We start from the raw sequence: 18,184 nt of genomic DNA, 5'->3' as shown, positions 1-18,184 counted from the left end.
GCTATGAGCTACGCGGCGATGGGCCGGCAGAGCGAAATCGGCCATCTCAGACTCTTCGACTTCCGCAATTACGAGCTCCTTGATCTCAGCTTTCAGAAGCGTTTCGTCGTGTTCGCCGGGCCAAACGGGGCGGGCAAGACCAATTTGCTCGAAGCCCTCTCGCTACTCTCGCCCGGCCGGGGCCTGCGTCGGGCTCCCTATGGCGAGATGGCCCGGCAGGGCACGCAGTCCGGCTTTTCCGTGAAAGCTAGCGTTCGCATCGCCAGCGAGGAGACGACCGTTGTCACCAGCGTGCGGCTCGACGGTGAAGGCCCGAACTCACGTCTGGTACGGATCGATGAGACGCAGGCGAAATCCGCAGAAGAGCTTCTCGACATCGCGCGCATCGTCTGGCTGACGCCGGCGATGGACGGGCTCTTCACGGGACCGGCCGGCGACCGCCGCCGGTTTCTCGACCGCATGGTGCTCTCGATCGACCCCACCCATGGCCGCCGCGCATCCGATTTCGAGCGCGCCATGCGTTCGCGCAATAAGCTGCTTTCGGACAACCGGATCGACGATCGCTGGCTGGCGGGCATCGAGATGCAGATGGCCGAGCTCGGCGTCGCGATGGCGGTCGCGCGGAACGAACTGGTCGCCAATCTGACCAACGCGATCGCGCTCGCCGACCCGGACCTGCCCTTTCCTAAGGCCGGGCTCGTGCTCTCGCCCGGTTTCGAGGAGGGCGGCTTGGACGGCCCCGCCGTTCAGGTCGAGGATCGCTATCGCGAGCGCCTCGCGCGGGACCGGTATCGCGATGCGGGCGCGGGCCGGACGCTGGAAGGTCCGCACCGCGCCGATCTCGAAGTCACCCATCTCGCCAAGCATATGCCGGCGGGTCTCTCCTCGACCGGCGAACAGAAGGCGCTGCTCGTCGGGCTGATCATTGCCCATGCGCGGCTGACATCGGTGCTGTCGGGCATGGCGCCGATCCTTCTCCTCGACGAGATCGCAGCCCATCTCGATGCCAGACGTCGAGCGAGCCTCTTCGACCTGGTCGGAGATCTCGGTGGGCAGACCTTCATGACGGGAACCGACGAGAGCCTGTTTGAAGCGCTCGGCGATCGCGCCCAGATCATCACCATCGCCGACGGAGCCGTCCGAGAGCCACGCGAGGAATGACATCATGACCGAGCCTCGACTGAACGCAGACGAACTCGAACGCTATGCCCGCCATATCGTCCTGCCGGAGATCGGCGGTACGGGTCAGCAGAAGCTGAAGGCCGCGCGGGTCCTGGTGATCGGCGCAGGCGGGATCGGCTCGCCCGTCGCGCTCTATCTCGCCGCCGCCGGCGTTGGGACCATCGTCTGCTGCGACGACGACACGGTCTCGCTCTCGAACCTACAGCGCCAGGTCCTGCACGGCACGGAGGATGTCGGGCGTCCCAAACTGGACAGCGCTGCAGACGCGGTGCGCCGGGTCAATCCGCATGCCGCCTTCGAGGCGCATCCGATTCGCCTGACAGCGGAGAACGGTGCCGATCTCGTCGCATCCTGCGATCTTGCCATCGACGGTTCGGACAATTTCGCGACCCGCTACGCCATGGCCGATCTCTGCGAAGATGCCGAGATTCCGCTGGTGACCGCCGCCGTGCAACGCTTTTCTGGTTCGCTGACCGTGCTGACCCCTTACCGCGAAGGCCCCGACGGCATCCTTCTGCCGCGCTATCGTGATCTTTTTCCAGAAGCACCGGCGGCCGGCACCGTGCCAAGCTGCGCCGAAGCCGGTATCCTCGGCACGACGACCGGCGTTCTCGGCACGCTTGCCGCGTCCGAGGCGATCAAGGTGATCTGCGGCACCGGCGAACCGCTCGTCGGCCGCTTCCTGATGGTCGACCTCCTCGCCATGCGATTCGAGACGATCCGCTACAGGCGCCTGCGGCCGAAAGCCGAATGACCGCACTTGCGCGCCGGTTCGCCACCGCCTAACCCGGCATGCGACGATAGGGACGCATTCAAGGAGCCGGAATGGCACCGAACATCGCCGTCATCGGCTGTGGCCAGTGGGGCCAGAACCATGTCCGCACGCTCGCCGAACTGAGGTGCCTTGGCGGTGTCGCCGATCAGGACACAGCACGGGCCGAAGGTTTCGCAGCGAAGCACGATGTGCCGGCTCTCGCGGTAGACGAGGCGATCGAGAGCGAGGACATCGACGCCCTCGTGCTTGCCCTGCCCGCGCATCTCCACGGACCGACGGCACGGCGTGCCTTTGCAGCGGGCAAGGACGTTCTCATCGAAAAGCCAATCGCGCTCGAGTACGAGGATGCCAGACTGACCGCGAAAGCCGCCGAGAAGCACGGCCGGCTCCTGATGGTCGGCCACGTCCTGCGCTTTCACCCGGTGTTCCGGCGGCTCAGCGAACTTGTCTCCTCTGGAAAGATCGGGACTGTGAAGCACCTTATTGCCAACCGGCTCGGCCTCGGCCGCTTTCTTGGCATGGACGCGATCTGGGACCTCGCCCCGCACGATCTCTCGCTGATCCTGCACCTTGCGGGCGACCACCCCGCGACGATCCGATGCAAACGGCGAACCGTTCTCAGCGACGAGGCCGATATCGGCGACATGTCCTTCACCTTCGAGAACGGCGTCACGGCGGACGTCCATGTCTCACGCGTCTCGCCCTATCGCGACCGCCGGTTCGTCGCGATCGGCACTGAGGGGATGCTGGTCTTCGACGATCTCGCACCCGAGAACGAGAAGCTCGCCTTCTACGGCCATAAGGTCTGGCCGACCGAAAAAGGCTTCGACTTCGCCAACGCGCCAGTCGAGCACGTCCATTACGAGGCCGGCCTGCCGCTGACGAACGAGCTTCTCCATTTCATTGACTGCCTCGAGACACGAGCGACGCCCGAGACCGGCGCGGACGAGGCCGTGGAGACGGTGCGGATACTGGCAGAGGCTTCGCCGCTGAAGGCTGGTTGAAGCAGGCCATCAAGCCGGCGGGACGAACTCTTGTCGTATCACCTGAAATGCGGGCAAGGCTTCGCATCGGGCCATATGCACTGCGAGTGATTCGTAGGGCTTCGCGGACCGCAGCATCGGATGGGCGTCCGTCAGAAAGCGGAAAGCAACCGCCATCGCGATATCGGCATGGCCGGGCGTCGACCCGAAGACGTAGTTTCCGCCGAGAAGGCCCACTTCTGCCTCAAGCATATCGAGGACATCTTCGATTTGCGTCGTGCAGCGGTCGATCCAGACCTCGGACAGTGTTTCGTGCAGCGCGCGTTCGTAGATCAGCGCGACCATCTTTTCGCATGCACCGGCCGCAAGCGCGCACAATCGTAGCTGGTGGCGGCGGGCGGCGCCGGAGGCAGGGATGAGTGCCGCGTCCGGGCTCACGCGCTCGTCGAGTTCCAGAAGGATCGTCGTCGAATCGAGAAGCGCCGTGCCGTCGTCCAGCACGAGCGTCGGCACCCGGCGCAGCGGGTTGTATTCGGCGATCTTCTCGCCGTCGCCGAACACCGACCAAGCGCGGTGTTCGAAGTCTATTCCGTAAAGAGTCAGCGCGATCCCGACCCGGCGCACGAAGGGCGAGTCATATTGCCCGATCAGGATCATACGAACTGTCCGAAACGCATCGCGTGTTGCCAGCTTGGCTGCGTCAACGGGTCGGAACAGGCTCCTCGCCGCGATAGTCGTAGAAGCCGCGGCCGACCTTGCGACCGATCCAGCCGGCCTCGACGTATTTCACCAGCAGCGGACATGGCCGATATTTGGAGTCCGATAACCCATCATGCAGCACCTGCATGATCGAAAGGCAGGTATCGAGGCCAATAAAGTCGGCGAGTTGCAGCGGGCCCATGGGATGGTTCGCGCCGAACTTCATCGCCGTGTCGATCGAGGTGACCGAACCGACGCCCTCGTAGAGCGTGTAGATCGCCTCGTTGATCATCGGCAGCAAAATGCGGTTGACGATGAAGGCAGGGAAATCCTCCGACACCGTGACGGTCTTGCCGAGCTTATCGACGAAGCCTTTGGAGGCCTCGAACGTCGTTTCGGCCGTCGCGATGCCGCGCACGAGCTCGACGAGCTTCATCACCGGCACTGGGTTCATGAAGTGAATGCCCATGAACTGTTCCGGCCGATCGGAGGCCGATGCCAGACGCGTGATGGAGATCGACGACGTGTTCGAAGCGAGGATTGTGTCCTTGGAGAGATTTGGACAGATCTCGCGGAAGATCTTCCGCTTGACGTCCTCATTTTCGGTCGCTGCCTCGATAACGAGGTCGAGATCGCCGAGGGTCGTCAGATCGGTTGAGGTTTCGATCAGCTTCAGCGCAGCCTCACGGTCCGCCTGGCTGATCTTTTCGGAAGTCACCTGCCGGTCGAGGCCTTTCTCGATTACGGAGAGGCCCTTCTTCGTCTGCTCTTCGCCGACATCGTAGAGCCGAGTTTTCATGCCCGCCAGCGCCACGACGTGCGCAATACCCGAGCCCATCTGCCCGGCCCCGATGATTCCCACGCTCTTGATTTCGGCCATGTCTGCCTCCGGATCCTTTTCTTGAGCCGCAGCTTCGCATGGGAAGCGGGGCCTGCTTTATATGCAGTGCAGCATAGACCGTGAAGCCTTGCGTTCCAAGGGGTGGCAGACTCCTTCGGATGGTCGCTAGAGCTTCTCCGTCAGTTCCGGCACCAGTTCGAAGAGATCGCCGACCAAGCCGTAGTCGGCAACCTGGAAAATCGGTGCCTCTTCGTCCTTGTTGATCGCGACGATTACCTTTGAATCCTTCATACCGGCAAGGTGCTGGATCGCGCCGGAGATACCGCAAGCGATGTAGAGTTCGGGCGCGACGACCTTGCCGGTCTGGCCGACCTGCCAGTCGTTCGGAGCATAGCCCGCATCGACTGCCGCACGCGAGGCGCCGACGGCTGCGCCGAGCTTGTCGGCAAGAGGCATCATTATCTCGCGGAATTTTTCATCCGAGCCGAGTGCCCGGCCGCCCGAAACGACAACCTTCGCGCTCGACAGTTCAGGGCGTTCAGAATGCGCCAGTTCTTCTGACACGAAGCTCGAGAGGCCGGGATCGTTCACGGAAATCGAGATGGCCTCGATTGGCGCCGAACCGCCCTCGCCGGCGGCTTCGAAGCTCGACGTACGGATGGTCATCACCTTCATCGAGTCCTTAGAGCGGACCGTCTGCACCGCGTTGCCGGCATAGGTCGGCCGCTTGAATGTGTCCGGCCCCTCGACGCTCATCACGTCGGAAATCTGCATCACATCGAGAAGGGCGGCGGCGCGGGGAAGGACGTTCTTGCCCATGGTCGTCGCCGGGGCAACGATCGCGTCGTAGGTGCCGGCCATCTCGACCAGGAGCGCGGCGACCGGTTCGGCGAGGCGGTTCGCGAAGACGGCATCGTCTGCGGTCAGCACCTTGGCGACCCCGTCGAGCTTGGCGCCCGCGTCGGCGACCGCGCCGGCGTCTTTACCGGCGACGAGAAGATGGACGTCCGCGCCAAGCGCCTTGGCGGCCGTCAGGGCCTTCGCGGTCTCGGAGGACAGCGCCTTGTTGTCGTGTTCGGCTAGGAGGAGAGTGGTCATGTCGTTGTTCCTTCGCGCCTCAAAGGACGCCGGCTTCGTTCTTGAGCTTGTCAACGAGTTCGTCGACCGAGGCGACCTTGACGCCGGCCTGACGGCTTTCGGGCTCTTCTGTCTTAAGGATCTCCAGCCGCCGTGCGATGTCGACGCCGAAGTCGTCGGGCGTCTTCGCTTCGATCGGCTTCTTCTTGGCCTTCATGATATTGGGCAGCGAGGCATAGCGCGGCTCGTTGAGGCGCAGGTCGACGGAAACGACGGCGGGCAGTTTCAGGTCGACAGTCTGGAGGCCGCCGTCGACCTCACGCGTCACCTTCACGCTACCGTCCGACGGCTCGACCCTATAGGCGAAGGTACCCTGCCCCCAGTTCATAAGGGCTGCCAACATTTGGCCGGTCTGGTTGCAGTCGTCGTCAATTGCCTGCTTGCCGAGAAACACAAGGTCTGGCGATTCACCATCGCAGATGCCCTTCAGGATCTTCGCGACGGCGAGTGGCTCGACAATCTCGTCTGTCGCGACATGAATTCCGCGATCGGCGCCCATGGCAAGGGCAGTCCGGATCGTATCGGCAGCCTGTTTCGGCCCGATCGAGACCGCCACGACCTCCTCCGCCGTTCCGGCCTCCTTCAGCCGGACGGCCTCCTCGACGGCGATCTCGTCGAATGGATTCATGCTCATCTTGACGTTGGCGAGTTCCACGCCGGAGCCGTCCGGTTTCACCCGGATCTTCACATTGTAGTCGACCACGCGCTTTACGGCGACGAGGATTTTCATGGTGCTCTGCTCCCGGAGAGGTTTGCGGGCAGGAACGCCTTGTCGGCAACGCCCAGGCTGTTGGCGAAGGTTTTGGTCTCGGAAGAAGCGCTTTTCAAGGAGCGCTCCCATGCGATGTCGCCGCGGAGCGAACTATTCTTTCAAAGCGGGCGCTAAGCCTAGCGGCTTTTTCCTGGGACCCAGAGGACGTCGGCCTTGCCTTCATCGTTGGCAATCCGCCCGCATACAAAGAGGTGGTCCGAAAGCCGATTTACGTAGCGCAGAGCTGTGTCGGCAACCGGCTCCTTCTTTGAAAGCGCCACCATCAGCCGTTCGACGCGTCGCGCGACCGTACGAGCGTGGTGAAGATGCGCCGCCACCGGGGTGCCGGCGGGCAGCACGAAACTCTTTAGTGGCTCGAGCTTCTCGTTCATCCGGTCGATCTCAGCTTCCAGCCTGTCCACCTGACTATCGACGACTTTCAGTGGCTCGAAGCCGAGATCCTCGCCAGTGTGGGGGGTTGCGAGTTCCGCGCCGAGATCGAAGAGCTCATTCTGGATGCGCGCCAGCATGTCGTCGAGATCGCCCAACGAGTGCAGCCGGGCAAGCCCGATGACGGCATTGAGTTCGTCCACAGTTCCATAGGTCTCGACTCGCAGATCGTGCTTGGGACGCCGCTCGCCGTTCCCGAGCATTGTGTCGCCCTTGTCGCCCGTCCGGGTGTAGATCTTGTTCAGCTTGACCATGCATCCTCCTCAAATCTCGCCAGAAGGTTGGACGCTAATGGGTCCGGTCAACGTCCGAAGACGAGAAAGGCGACGATGAGCACGACGGCAATCGCCTGAAACATGATGCGATAGCGCATGAATTTCTGCGATTTATTGCTCGGCCCACCCTTCATCAGGTTGCGAAGCCCCATGAGAAGGACGATCGCTGTTGCGATCATCGCGGCAAGCGCAAGAAACGTGAGGAAGCCGGACATAAAGACCTTGAGGCAGAGATCGCGGCCGCGAGCCGCTGGATCGAGGATGCTCCAAACCTAGTGCCGAGGCCGATCCGTCAACAGGCGCGGCAATGTCGCAGTGGAAGACACAGCAGAGACCCGGCTAGTTCAATCGGGTCGAGGTCGGCTCAGGTCAGTGCAGGATCGGCGTCTCGTTCTCCGAAATTAGATGAAGAACATCGTAGCTCCCAGCAGGATTGAGCTCGCGGGCCATCCGTTCCACATCGTCGGCTCTGTCTTCGCTGGCGACGACAATCACCGCCGTCTCGACGTCCCCCAGCCCTTCGATTCGGCCCAAACTATCGGCCGGTAAATGGACTACCGTCATCGAATAGCTACGACAAAAGGCTGCGAGATAAACCGCGAGATCCTCGAACTGCTCCTCTTCCAGCGCGGCAACATCAACATTACCGGACGGTGCAACGTGAAGCCGCGACTTCGGATCACGATGGATGATCTCGCCCACGGGCCGACCGCCACCAAGAAGATCAATCCAACCTGCCGCCTCCTCTTCTGGGGAGGCGATCGGCGAGGCAGCCGTGCGGTCTAGCTGGATCAGCGCGACGGGATGGTTATCCTCGGTCAGGAGCCGCGAGAGCGTCAGCACCGTCTCCGTCGAAGCGGCGTCCGCGAAGGGCGTCACGAGGACAAGCCGTTTGATTTCCATTTCCTTCGCCGCAAAGGCGAGATCGTCGACGCCGACCTGCTCGATGGCTGCTTCTGGCTCCCGGGGCTCGCCTGTATCGCTCGGGCTGTGTTCCACGCTGTTCGGGCATACATTCGTCATGTCGGAGATCACCTTCTGAAAACCGTGTCCTGGCCCGACCTCGATCGCAAGCCGAGCGGTCTTGTCCAAAAGCCCGTCTTCTGAACGAGATTGTCCGTTCTGGATCCTTTCGTCGTGCGGGCTCGTCTTGCTGCTCATGTCGCCACCGTTCGATCCTAGCTCCCGGTCGCCCGTAGAGTGGCCAGCTGTCGAAGCTTGTTTATTCCGGAGCTCATTCGCGAATCTACGATGGCGAAGTCCTACCCCGGATTTCTTAGAGGAACGGTCGCTCCGTCTGGTAAAGAGCGGCTTAAGCGGCGCCGTTTCTTCGTATCGACGATATGGAATGGCGGGAGAATCGCCGCACGGAACGCGTCGAAATCCTTGTCGCCGCAGGGGTTTCACGATTGATTAACCCTAACAACGCTATTCCTGCTTCGAGCGGCATCATCGTGCTTGGGGCTTTCAACGTCCTCCGGTGAAGACCACGAACGGACGGAGCTTATTCATGAAAACGATTGCAAAGCTCGCGCTTTTCCTCGCGCTGGCCCCGATCGCCGCCTGTTCATCCTACAAGCCGACGCCACCTGCTTTCCACGCTGTGCTCAACCAACCATACCATTTCGACAGCGGCGACATCGCCCGGATATCCGTCTTCGAGCAGGCCGAGCTGACCAGGGCCTATCCGATCGACAAAGCCGGCTATTTGTCGATGCCACTCATCGGCGATGTGGCTGCACGCGGTCGCACCTCTGGCCAACTTCAGCACGAGATCGCGCAACGGCTGCGCGACGGCTATTTGCAGGACCCGGACGTGACGGTTTCGGTTGACCGCTACCGGCCGTTCTTCATCATGGGCGAAGTCAATCAGGGCGGCCAGTACACCTATGTGCCCGGCATGACCGTGCAGAAAGCGATTGCCGTGTCAGGCGGATTCACCCCGCGCGCCGAGCAGGGCACGGTCGACGTTACCCGCCAGATCGGCAAAGAAGTCGTGACCGGCCGTGTCTTGACGTCCGATCCCCTCTTGCCGGGTGACACGATATACGTTCGCGAACGCTGGTTTTAGCGGTAGACGCGCGCGGCAGCCGACCGAATCGGATGTCACGCGCAATTTCCCCGATTATTCGACCGGTAGTCAATCAGACGGCCGACAATCCGTCCGAGCCGATATAGGCAATGCGCAACATGTTCGTTGCTCCGGGCTGTCGTAACGGCACGCCGGCAGTGACGATCAACTTCTGACCCGCCACTGCGTAGCCTTGCTCGACGGCGATCCGACAAGCCTTATCGACCATGTCGTCGAGATCCTGGGCATCTTCCGTCACGACGCAATGCAGCCCCCATGCGAGTGACAGGCGACGCGCGGTCCGGGTGATCGGCGAGAGCGCCAGCAGAGGGATGCGCGGCCTCTCGCGGGCCGCGCGCAAGCCCGTCGTACCCGTAGCGGTATAGGTAACGATGACGGCGACATCGAGGGTTTCGGCCATCTGGCGAGCAGCCAGCGAGACGGCATCCGCACCGGTCGCTTCGGGCTCGGGTCTTTGGGCGAAGATGATGCCCGGATAGAGCGGATCCTTCTCGACCTGGATCGCAATCCGGTCCATGGTCGCGACGGCATCGACCGGGTATTTGCCGGCCGCGGACTCAGCCGACAACATCACTGCGTCCGCTCCTTCGAAGACGGCGATGGACACGTCGGAGACCTCGGCTCGCGTCGGCACAGGTGCCGAGATCATCGACTCCAGCATCTGGGTCGCGACGACCACCGGCTTGCCGGCACGGCGGCAGGCGCGCGTGATGCGCTTCTGGATACCCGGCACCTCTTCGAGCGGCAGTTCCACCCCTAGATCGCCGCGCGCGACCATGATCGCGTCGGAGAGTTCGATAATCTCGTCGAGCCGCTCGACCGCTTGCGGCTTCTCGATCTTTGCCATCAAGAGAGCCCGGCCCTTGGCGATCTTGCGCGCTTCGGCGAGATCGCTCGGTCGCTGAATGAAGGAAAGCGCTACCCAGTCGACATCGGCCTCAAGCACCGCATCGAGATCCGACCGGTCTTTCTCGGTCAGCGCGCCCGTCTTCAGCGTGGTGTCGGGAAGGGAGACGCCCTTGCGATCGGAGATCTTCGTGCCGGCAACGACCCGGGTCTTCACCATGAGGCCGTCGGTCTCGATGCATTCGAGGAAAAGGCGGCCGTCGTCGATCAGGAGCCTATGCCCGACTTCCACCGCTTCCAAAATCTCTGGATGGGGTAGATAAACCCGCGTCGCACCACCCGGTTCTTCGTTGTTATCGAGGGTGAACTCCTGTCCGATCTCCAGATCGACCGAGCCCTCCTTGAATTTTCCGACGCGCAGCTTCGGACCCTGAATATCGGCGAGAATGCCAATCGGCCGACCAAGTTCGGCCTCGACCTTGCGGATCCGGGCGACCAGTTCGCGCATTAGATCGTGATCGGCATGGCTCATGTTGATTCTGAAGACGTCGGCGCCGGCCTTGTGCAGTTCGGCGATCTGACGCTCCTCCGACGAAGCCGGCCCCAGGGTCGCGAGAATCTTTACGCTTCGGTTCCGTCTCATTCGGTCTCCGTATTACTGCGTGGTGGTTCGGTCAGCTGAACCATCCAGCTTTCCTGTTCTCCCGTGTCGAACTCACGAAAGCCCATGCGCTGGTAGCCGCGCTTGAGGCACTCGCTGACCCCGGCGATCCTGAATTCGTTTTCCGCCACGCAAAGATCGATCTCGCCGGCCCAGCGAGCCTCGCCGTTGGCATCTTCAGCGTAGAGATAATAGTAGCGCGATTTGAGCTGTCCGGTGATCAGCGGCTTGCAGGTCTCAGCCGGGATACGCCACCAGCCCTCGCTGGTCCATCCGGCCTCGGCACGATATCCGATTGCAACACCGACGAGGTTCGCGGTGCCGTTACAGACACGGAAGTCTGCCCTCGCATCATCGGCGCCGAAGAAGGCCAAACCGGCGAGCGTCAAAGCGGCGAGAAGAAGCGAACGTTGTCGACGAAATGGCGGCCGCATCTCGCGGGTAGCGGAATTTTCTTCCACAGGGTCTCCGCCTTCATCCGGTCGGGTGTCGTGTGGCAGGGGCATAGGGTGCAATCCTGACAAAGCCATCGCAGGGCGAATGAATCTTCTCTTTTCTTAGCCGAAGCCTGACGCCGCAAAACAGGGCAACATACTTCGAAGGCTTGAAGCCATGGCGTCCGACAGCGATATGGCTTGATAGAGACTTCGCATGCAAGGGGCCGGAGCAATTGTCAGTGACTGAAAATCAATCAGAAGAGACACGCCGGATCGAATTGGAGGCAGCCGCCTTTCGTGCTCTGCGCGATCACCTGCGCGAACGCACGGACGTCCAGAACATCGATCTCATGAACCTTGCCGGCTTCTGCCGCAATTGCCTCTCGCGGTGGTACCAGGAAGCCGCGAACGCTCGCGGGGAGCATCTTACCAAGGAAGAAGCCCGCGAAATCGTCTACGGCATGCCCTACGACGAGTGGCGCGCGAAGCATCAACGGGAAGCGGCGGCGGAGAGTCAGGCGGCTTTCGAAGCTAACAAGCCGCAACACTGAACAGCCGTCGCGCGGATTCAACTCCGCGCGGCCTGACGCTAACCGCCTGTTAACCCTGCGATGCGACCAGTTGGCCTACGCAGGATGCACGGCCAGGCCTCGCAGCGAATGTCTTCGCGCGGCCGGGTGCGGCCGGCTGTGTTCAAAAACCCATCTCGTTCGGGAGAGATATTAGATGTCCGACGTCACTGCCGTTGCTGGCGATCACCTCCGCTCTTTCGTCGAGCGCATTGAGCGGCTGGAGGAAGAAAAGAAGACGATCGCCGATGATATAAAGGACGTCTACGCGGAGGCTAAGGGCAATGGCTTCGACACGAAGGTGCTGAAGAAGATCATCTCCATCCGCAAACAGGACCAGAACGAACGTCAGGAGCAAGAGGCAATTCTGGATCTCTATCTCCAAGCCCTCGGCATGACTCCGGGCGATTCGGACGAATAGGACGGGCACGCTTCTTCTGCAGACCGCCGCAATGTTGACCCGTCGCTGATTGCGCTGCATTGAGCGCCCAATCAGCCTCGGCGCGTCCTCCCCGCGCCCGGCGAACCATTGCGAAGGATTGCCCCCATGGGTTTCAGATGCGGCATCGTCGGCCTGCCGAACGTCGGCAAGTCGACGCTTTTCAACGCCCTCACCAAAACCGCTGCCGCCCAGGCCGCGAACTACCCGTTCTGCACCATCGAGCCGAACACGGGCGACGTCGCCGTCCCCGATTCGCGGCTCAAGAACATTGCCGGCATCGCGAAATCCGCCAACGTCATCCCGACGCGCATCACCTTTGTCGACATCGCCGGCCTGGTGCGCGGCGCTTCGAAGGGTGAAGGGCTCGGGAACCAGTTCCTCGCCAATATCCGCGAGGTCGATGCCATCGTCCACGTGCTGCGCTGCTTCGAGGACGAGGACATCGCTCACGTGGAAGGCAAGATCGACCCCGTCGCCGACGCCGAAACGGTCGAGACCGAGCTGATGATCGCCGATCTCGAAAGCTTGGAGCGGCGCGTCGTGAATACCCGCAAGAAAGCGACCGGCAAGGACAAAGAGGCGCTCGCCCAATTGCCCGTGATGGAAAAGGCGCTGGAAGCGCTGAACGATGGCAAGCCCGTCCGCACGATCGTCGAAGACCTCGATCCGGAAGACCGGCGGACCCTGCGCGCCCTCAACCTCCTTACCTCCAAGCCCGTCCTCTACGTCTGCAACGTTGCGGAGAACGACGCCGCTACCGGCAATCACCACGCTGCCGACGTCGCCAAGATGGCGGAATCTCAAGGTGCTGGTGCGGTGGTCATCTCCGCCGCCATCGAGGCCGAAATCGCCCAGCTAGACGAGGCCGAAACCAGCGAGTTCCTGGAAACCATGGGCCTCACTGAGCCCGGCCTAGACCGCCTGATCCGCGCCGGCTACGACCTCCTGGATCTGATCACCTATTTCACCGCCGGCCCAAAAGAGACCCGAGCCTGGACCGTCCATAATGGCGCGAAGGCACCGCAGGCCGCCGGCGTCATCCATACCGACTTCGAAAAAGGCTTCATCCGCGCCCAGACAATCGCCTACGACGACTACGTCACCCTCGGCGGCGAAGTTCCCGCGAAGGACGCCGGCAAGGCCCGGGACGAAGGCAAGGAATATGTCGTCGCGGACGGCGATGTGATGCTGTTCAAGTTCAACGTGTGAGGACTGTCGGGGTCCAGCTCGCCAATCAGGACAGCTACAGCGTCGAACTCGCAAACATCTACATTGCGGAAATCCGGTTCGGAATCGTCAGGCAAATCCGTGATCCTGACTTCGCCGAGAGCCTGGAAAGCGGGCTGGCGAAACTCATGATCGAATTCACGGGACGCGTGCGCCCATTCGGGCAAGATGCAGCGGACCTTTGCGGATGCCTTCCGACACCATATCGGAGCATTACGCCGGACGCGATGATCCCCGCCACGGGAATCGTCCACGGGATGCCCGTCCCCATAAGAAACATCTCTGATTTCCAAGCGCTCGGTGTCGAAATCATCGATCCATGGAGCGAAGGAGCGGTTTGAACGCTCCAGACCAAAGGACCCATTCGCGGCACCCCAGTCGTCTTACGGCGTGCGCCTCGTCGCTGCGATCCATTCCGCTGTTCTCGCCTCCGGGTCCTCGTTCCGGGTGATGTCGGTGACGACGGCTGCGATATCGGCGCCACTCGCGAAGACCTGCGGAAGCCGCTCAACTGTAATCCCGCCGATGGCAACGAGCGGAATATCGCCTACCGCTCTGCGCCATGTGTTGAGCTTTTCGGGCGTCTGCGGCGCCCATTTCATGGCCTTGAGGATCGTTGGCCAGATCGGACCGAGGGCGACGTAATCCGGATCAGCGGCGAGCGCAGCGGCGAGTTCGGCTTCATCGTGGGTCGAGACGCCCAGCTTGAGGCCAGCCTTTCGAATGGCCGGCACATCCGCCCGAAGAAGATCCTCCTGCCCAAGATGGACGAAATCGCAGCCTTCTTCGATCGCCAGCTTCCAGTAGTCGTTAACGACCAACTGGCACCCATGGGCGTTGCAGACTTCGCGAGAACGGCGAATATGCTCAAGCAGCGCCTCGCGCGACGCATCTTTCACACGCAACTGCACCAGTCTCACCCCCAGCGGGACCAGACGCTCGATCCAATCGGCGCTGTCGACGATGAGATAGAAGGGATCGAGCCGCATCAGGCAAAGCTAGCAAGGCCGAGAACGGGCGTCGAGGGTTCGGCCATATCGCGCGGCTGCAGCGGATCGGCTTCGAAAGCGAGCCGGCCGGCTTCGACGGAAAGACGGAAGGCGCGGGCCATCGAGACCGGATCGCCTGCGAGCGCGACGGCCGAGGACAGAAGCACGCCGTCATAGCCGAGCTCCATCGCCTGCGCCGCATGTGACGGGACGCCGATGCCGGCATCAACGAGAAGCGTCGCCTCCGGAAAACGCGCGCGCATCGCTCTCAGCCCATAGACATTGTTGAGCCCCCGGGCCGAGCCGATCGGCGAGCCCCAAGGCATCAGCACACGGCAACCGGCTTCGACGAGACGATCGGCGGCGACGAGGTCCTCCGTCGTATAGGCGAACACCTGAAAACCGTCTTTGGTGAGGATCCGCGCTGCCTCGACGAGGCCGAAGAGATCGGGCTGGAGCGTGTCGGCATCGCCGATGACTTCGAGCTTTACCCAGTTCGTCCCGAAGACCTCGCGCGCCATCTGCGCGGTCGTCACGGCCTCTCGCACCGAGTGGCAACCGGCCGTGTTCGGAAGCACTCGGACGCCGGTCTCGCGGATCAGGTTCCAGAAGGCCTGCCCTGCCCGCTCGTTGGCGGATTCACGGCGAAGGGAAACCGTGACGATCTCCGCACCGGAAGCCTCGATCGACTGCTTCAGGATGTCGGGCGAAGGATAGCGCGCGGTGCCGAGCATCAGCCGGCTGGTGAAGGTCTCACCGTAGATGTCCATTGGATCACCCTCCCTTCATCGGGGCGATGATCTCGATGCGGTCGTCTTCCGCTATGCGAGCTTCGCCGCGCATCGGTGCGGGGACAAATTCACTGTTGAGTGCGGTCGCCACGACCGCATCCCCATAGCCGAGCTCGGCGAGCGCCCGGTCCAGCGTGTCGGCGTCGATTTCGGCAGGTTCGCCATTGAGAACGACCCTCATGCCGCGTTCTCCTTCTGATCGGTTTGACCAAAGATGAGGTCCGCAGCCTCCCGCGCGCAAGAGGGTGCCAGGAGAAAGCCGTGACGATAGAGGCCGTTTACCGAGACGACGCGTCCGGACTGCGTGACCCGAGGCAGGTTGTCGGAAAAGGACGGACGAAGCCCCGCGCTCATTTCTTCGACCTCCGCCTCTGCGAAGGCAGGATGGATCGCATAGGCCGCGTTCATCAGTTCCACCGCCGAGCGGAGCGTCACACCGCCAGTCGAGCCACTTTCCAGCATCGTCGCGCCGACCATGAAGCGGCCGGCCTCGCGCGGAACGACGTAGACCGGCATGCGCGGATGGAGGAGACGGACCGGTCGCGACAGAGTGACTTCAGACGTGCGGAGGATCAGCATTTCGCCGCGAACCGGGCGAAGCTCCGATTGATCTCCGGCGATGCCACGGCAGTCGACGACGATATCGCCTTTCGCGCCCGCCGGTTCTGCGGACGACCCGAAACAGACAGAGCCATCAAGATCGGACAACCGGCCGGCAAGGGCCTCAAGCGCCTTGCGAGGATCGAGATGAGCTTCCTGCGGATAGTGAAGACTTTGCCGGAAGCGACCGGCCAGCACGGGTTCGAGTGCTGCGAGACCCGCCTCGTCCAGTCGCTCGGCCTGATTGCCGATCCGTCGGGCAAAGCGCGAGAGTTCGCCGGAATCGCGAGCCGGGGCGATGACGAGCGTTCCCTCCCGCCTCACATCCGGCACCCGTTCGGCCCACCAGTCGATGGCGGCCAAGCCGGGTTCGACGATGGCGCGGTCGGCGCTTTCGGTCTCGCACCAGGGCGCCAGCATACCGCCGGCGAGCCAGGATGCAGCCTGTGGACCTAAACCGCCGGCTCTCTCGTGAACGGTGACCGAAGCGCCACGCTCGGCGAGGGTCACGGCGGCGCACAGCCCCGCGACCCCTGCCCCGATGACGGATATCTGCATGAGCCTACTCCGCAGGTTCCGTGTTGGCCGCCGCCGCGTCCGCCGGCATGTAGAGGTCTCCGCCCTCGCGATATTTCTGCGCCATCTTCTCCATGCCCTCCTTTTGGGCCTCGGACCGGATGTCGTGGGAAATCCGCATGGAGCAGAATTTCGGGCCGCACATCGAGCAGAAATGCGCTGTCTTGTGCGCTTCCTTCGGCAGGGTCTTGTCGTGATAGAGCCGCGCCGTTTCGGGATCGAGCGACAGGTTGAACTGGTCCTCCCAGCGGAACTCGAAGCGGGCGCGGGACAGGGCGTCGTCCCTCACCTTCGCGGCCGGATGGCCCTTGGCGAGGTCGGAAGCGTGGGCCGCGATCTTGTAGGTGATGACGCCGGTCTTCACATCGTCGCGGTCCGGCAATCCCAGATGCTCTTTTGGCGTGACGTAGCAAAGCATCGCCGTACCGAACCAGCCGATCATCGCCGCACCAATGCCGGAGGTGATGTGATCGTAGCCCGGCGCGATGTCGGTAACGAGCGGCCCGAGCGTGTAGAACGGGGCATCGCCGCAGAGCTTCTGCTGCTTTTCGACGTTCACCTTGATCTTGTGCATCGGCACGTGTCCGGGGCCCTCGATCATCACCTGACAGTCTTTCGCCCGGGCGATCTTCGTCAGTTCGCCAAGCGTCTCAAGTTCGGCGAACTGGGCGCGATCGTTGGCATCCGCAATTGAACCGGGACGCAAACCGTCGCCGAGCGAGAACGAGACGTCATAGACGCGGCAGATGTCGCAGATTGCGTCGAAATGTTCGTAGAGAAACGATTCGCGGTGATGGTGCAGGCACCACTTCGCCATGATCGAACCGCCCCGGCTGACGATCCCGGTCACCCGGTCGACGGTCAGCGGAATGTGGTGCAGGCGAACGCCGGCATGAATGGTGAAGTAGTCGACGCCCTGCTCGGCCTGTTCGATCAACGTGTCGCGGAACACCTCCCAGGTGAGGTTTTCGGCAATGCCGTCGACCTTCTCCAGCGCCTGATAGATCGGCACGGTGCCGACCGGCACCGGCGCATTGCGGATGATCCAGTCGCGAATGTTGTGGATGTTGCGGCCCGTCGACAGGTCCATCACCGTGTCGGCGCCCCAGCGGATCGCCCAGACCATCTTTTCGACCTCTTCGGCCATCGAGGAGGTGACGGCCGAATTGCCGATATTGGCGTTGATCTTTGTCAGGAAATTCCGGCCGATCGCCATCGGCTCGAGTTCCGGATGATTGATGTTGGCTGGGATGATCGCGCGGCCGGAGGCGACCTCGTCGCGCACCCATTCGGGCGTGATGAAATCCGGAATGTCGGCCTCGAAGGGCTCACCGTCGCGGATCAGCGCCTCTTCCATGGAGGCGCGACCGAGATTCTCGCGGATCGCGACGAACTCCATCTCCGGCGTCACGATCCCAGCGCGCGCATAGGCAAGCTGGGTCACGGCCTTGCCGTCCTTGGCGCGGAGTGGCTTGTGATGGACAGGAAAGGCCGGCGTGACCTTGTCCTCGGGCAGATTGCCGTTGTCTTCTGGCCTGAGGGCCCTGCCCTCGTATTTCTCCGTATCGCCGCGAGCTTTTGCCCATTCAGCACGGCTGCGCGGCAGGCCTTCTGCGATGTCGATCTCGACATTCGGATCGGTATAGGGGCCGGACGAATCATAGACCGTCACAGGCGGTTCGCCGGCTGTCGGGTGGACGGAAATCTCGCGAAGCGGGACGGCGATGTTCGGATGGGCCTTGCCGGACAGATAGATCTTGCGCGATGCCTGGAGCGGGCCCGCGGTGACCGTCGGTGTGATGGCATTCATGGGTTGGCTCTCCCTCGTCGAAGCGTTGGAGATCCAGTGCTGTCATCGGTG

22 protein-coding genes are annotated in these 18,184 nt (G+C 62.4%); 8 read left to right on the top strand and 14 right to left on the bottom strand.

All coding sequences use genetic code 11. The annotated features are described in order from the left end of the window. Nucleotides 1-18 precede the first annotated feature (18 nt). From recF to FP2506_RS04660, 3 genes are all read left to right on the top strand, one after another. The gene (gene recF, locus FP2506_RS04670; RefSeq protein ID WP_040489404.1) at nucleotides 19-1,161 is read left to right on the top strand and encodes a DNA replication/repair protein RecF; all 1,143 of its coding nucleotides are present in this window, start codon (nucleotides 19-21) and stop codon (nucleotides 1,159-1,161) included. A gap of 4 nt (nucleotides 1,162-1,165) precedes the next feature. Then, complete coding sequence (locus FP2506_RS04665; RefSeq protein ID WP_007066248.1) at nucleotides 1,166-1,936, top strand: HesA/MoeB/ThiF family protein; 771 nt, start codon at nucleotides 1,166-1,168, stop codon at nucleotides 1,934-1,936. Nucleotides 1,937-2,007: 71 nt separating this feature from the next. Further along, a complete protein-coding gene (locus FP2506_RS04660) occupies nucleotides 2,008-2,961 on the top strand; it encodes a Gfo/Idh/MocA family protein (RefSeq protein ID WP_007066247.1) in 954 nt (317 codons plus the stop codon). Between the two features lie 9 nt (nucleotides 2,962-2,970). On the opposite strand, the gene FP2506_RS04655 is transcribed toward FP2506_RS04660, so the two are convergent. The 7 genes from FP2506_RS04655 to FP2506_RS04625 form a co-directional block, all read right to left on the bottom strand. Continuing rightward, on the bottom strand, nucleotides 2,971-3,597 hold the full coding sequence (locus FP2506_RS04655; RefSeq protein ID WP_007066246.1) for a glutathione S-transferase family protein: 627 nt from the start codon (nucleotides 3,595-3,597) through the stop codon (nucleotides 2,971-2,973). Between the two features lie 43 nt (nucleotides 3,598-3,640). Continuing rightward, entirely contained in the window at nucleotides 3,641-4,519 is an 879-nt protein-coding gene (locus tag FP2506_RS04650) for a 3-hydroxybutyryl-CoA dehydrogenase (protein WP_007066245.1), read from the bottom strand. Nucleotides 4,520-4,645: 126 nt separating this feature from the next. After that, nucleotides 4,646-5,578, bottom strand: a complete 933-nt coding sequence (locus tag FP2506_RS04645) for an electron transfer flavoprotein subunit alpha/FixB family protein (protein WP_007066244.1) — start codon at nucleotides 5,576-5,578, stop codon at nucleotides 4,646-4,648. Between the two features lie 19 nt (nucleotides 5,579-5,597). Next, entirely contained in the window at nucleotides 5,598-6,347 is a 750-nt protein-coding gene (locus FP2506_RS04640) for an electron transfer flavoprotein subunit beta/FixA family protein (RefSeq protein WP_007066243.1), read from the bottom strand. A gap of 158 nt (nucleotides 6,348-6,505) precedes the next feature. Beyond that, nucleotides 6,506-7,072 (bottom strand): cob(I)yrinic acid a,c-diamide adenosyltransferase, encoded by a 567-nt coding sequence (locus tag FP2506_RS04635; RefSeq protein ID WP_007066242.1) that lies wholly within the window; start codon nucleotides 7,070-7,072, stop codon nucleotides 6,506-6,508. A gap of 47 nt (nucleotides 7,073-7,119) precedes the next feature. Further along, nucleotides 7,120-7,308, bottom strand: coding sequence for a twin transmembrane helix small protein (locus tag FP2506_RS04630; RefSeq protein WP_007066241.1), 189 nt, complete (start codon nucleotides 7,306-7,308; stop codon nucleotides 7,120-7,122). Nucleotides 7,309-7,462: 154 nt separating this feature from the next. Continuing rightward, entirely contained in the window at nucleotides 7,463-8,254 is a 792-nt protein-coding gene (locus tag FP2506_RS04625; protein WP_007066240.1) for a hypothetical protein, read from the bottom strand. A gap of 349 nt (nucleotides 8,255-8,603) precedes the next feature. On the opposite strand from FP2506_RS04625, the gene FP2506_RS04620 reads away from it, so the two are divergent. Further along, a complete protein-coding gene (locus FP2506_RS04620) occupies nucleotides 8,604-9,164 on the top strand; it encodes a polysaccharide biosynthesis/export family protein (protein WP_040488909.1) in 561 nt (186 codons plus the stop codon). Nucleotides 9,165-9,237: 73 nt separating this feature from the next. Here the strand turns inward: FP2506_RS04620 and pyk are convergent, their stop codons facing one another. Both pyk and FP2506_RS04610 read right to left on the bottom strand, forming a co-directional pair. After that, on the bottom strand, nucleotides 9,238-10,674 hold the full coding sequence (gene pyk / locus FP2506_RS04615; protein ID WP_007066237.1) for a pyruvate kinase: 1,437 nt from the start codon (nucleotides 10,672-10,674) through the stop codon (nucleotides 9,238-9,240). Then, nucleotides 10,671-11,126, bottom strand: coding sequence for a DUF1036 domain-containing protein (locus FP2506_RS04610; RefSeq protein WP_040489403.1), 456 nt, complete (start codon nucleotides 11,124-11,126; stop codon nucleotides 10,671-10,673). Before FP2506_RS04610 ends, pyk begins: the two co-directional genes overlap by 4 nt. A 242-nt stretch (nucleotides 11,127-11,368) precedes the next feature. Between FP2506_RS04610 and FP2506_RS04605 the strand changes: the two genes are divergently transcribed. From FP2506_RS04605 to FP2506_RS04590, 4 genes are all read left to right on the top strand, one after another. After that, nucleotides 11,369-11,680: a DUF1244 domain-containing protein gene (locus FP2506_RS04605; RefSeq protein ID WP_007066234.1), complete on the top strand. Its 312-nt coding sequence runs from the start codon at nucleotides 11,369-11,371 to the stop codon at nucleotides 11,678-11,680. 175 nt (nucleotides 11,681-11,855) lie between these two features. Then, the gene (locus FP2506_RS04600) at nucleotides 11,856-12,119 is read left to right on the top strand and encodes a DUF2312 domain-containing protein (RefSeq protein WP_007066233.1); all 264 of its coding nucleotides are present in this window, start codon (nucleotides 11,856-11,858) and stop codon (nucleotides 12,117-12,119) included. A gap of 126 nt (nucleotides 12,120-12,245) precedes the next feature. After that, nucleotides 12,246-13,349 (top strand): redox-regulated ATPase YchF, encoded by a 1,104-nt coding sequence (gene ychF / locus FP2506_RS04595; RefSeq protein ID WP_007066232.1) that lies wholly within the window; start codon nucleotides 12,246-12,248, stop codon nucleotides 13,347-13,349. Next, a complete protein-coding gene (locus FP2506_RS04590) occupies nucleotides 13,346-13,708 on the top strand; it encodes a PIN domain-containing protein (protein ID WP_007066231.1) in 363 nt (120 codons plus the stop codon). Before ychF ends, FP2506_RS04590 begins: the two co-directional genes overlap by 4 nt. A 42-nt stretch (nucleotides 13,709-13,750) precedes the next feature. Here the strand turns inward: FP2506_RS04590 and FP2506_RS04585 are convergent, their stop codons facing one another. From FP2506_RS04585 to thiC, 5 genes are read right to left on the bottom strand one after another with little or no spacing between them, the layout of a single operon-like run. Next, the gene (locus FP2506_RS04585) at nucleotides 13,751-14,356 is read right to left on the bottom strand and encodes a thiamine phosphate synthase (protein WP_007066230.1); all 606 of its coding nucleotides are present in this window, start codon (nucleotides 14,354-14,356) and stop codon (nucleotides 13,751-13,753) included. Then, nucleotides 14,356-15,126 carry a thiazole synthase gene (locus tag FP2506_RS04580; RefSeq protein ID WP_007066229.1) on the bottom strand — a complete coding sequence of 257 codons (771 nt, stop codon included), beginning with the start codon at nucleotides 15,124-15,126 and terminating at the stop codon, nucleotides 14,356-14,358. Before FP2506_RS04580 ends, FP2506_RS04585 begins: the two co-directional genes overlap by 1 nt. Nucleotides 15,127-15,130: 4 nt before the next feature. Next, on the bottom strand, nucleotides 15,131-15,328 hold the full coding sequence (thiS, locus tag FP2506_RS04575) for a sulfur carrier protein ThiS (protein WP_007066228.1): 198 nt from the start codon (nucleotides 15,326-15,328) through the stop codon (nucleotides 15,131-15,133). Then, complete coding sequence (thiO, locus tag FP2506_RS04570) at nucleotides 15,325-16,305, bottom strand: glycine oxidase ThiO (RefSeq protein ID WP_007066227.1); 981 nt, start codon at nucleotides 16,303-16,305, stop codon at nucleotides 15,325-15,327. Before thiO ends, thiS begins: the two co-directional genes overlap by 4 nt. A 4-nt stretch (nucleotides 16,306-16,309) precedes the next feature. Continuing rightward, nucleotides 16,310-18,133 (bottom strand): phosphomethylpyrimidine synthase ThiC, encoded by a 1,824-nt coding sequence (gene thiC / locus FP2506_RS04565; RefSeq protein WP_007066226.1) that lies wholly within the window; start codon nucleotides 18,131-18,133, stop codon nucleotides 16,310-16,312. Between the last annotated feature and the right edge of the window lie 51 nt (nucleotides 18,134-18,184).

The sequence above is a fragment of the Fulvimarina pelagi HTCC2506 genome, assembly GCF_000153705.1.
GTDB lineage: Bacteria > Pseudomonadota > Alphaproteobacteria > Rhizobiales > Rhizobiaceae > Fulvimarina > Fulvimarina pelagi.
Note: the sequence above shows the minus strand (reverse complement) of the source record. Positions and strands in the feature narration are given on the sequence as shown.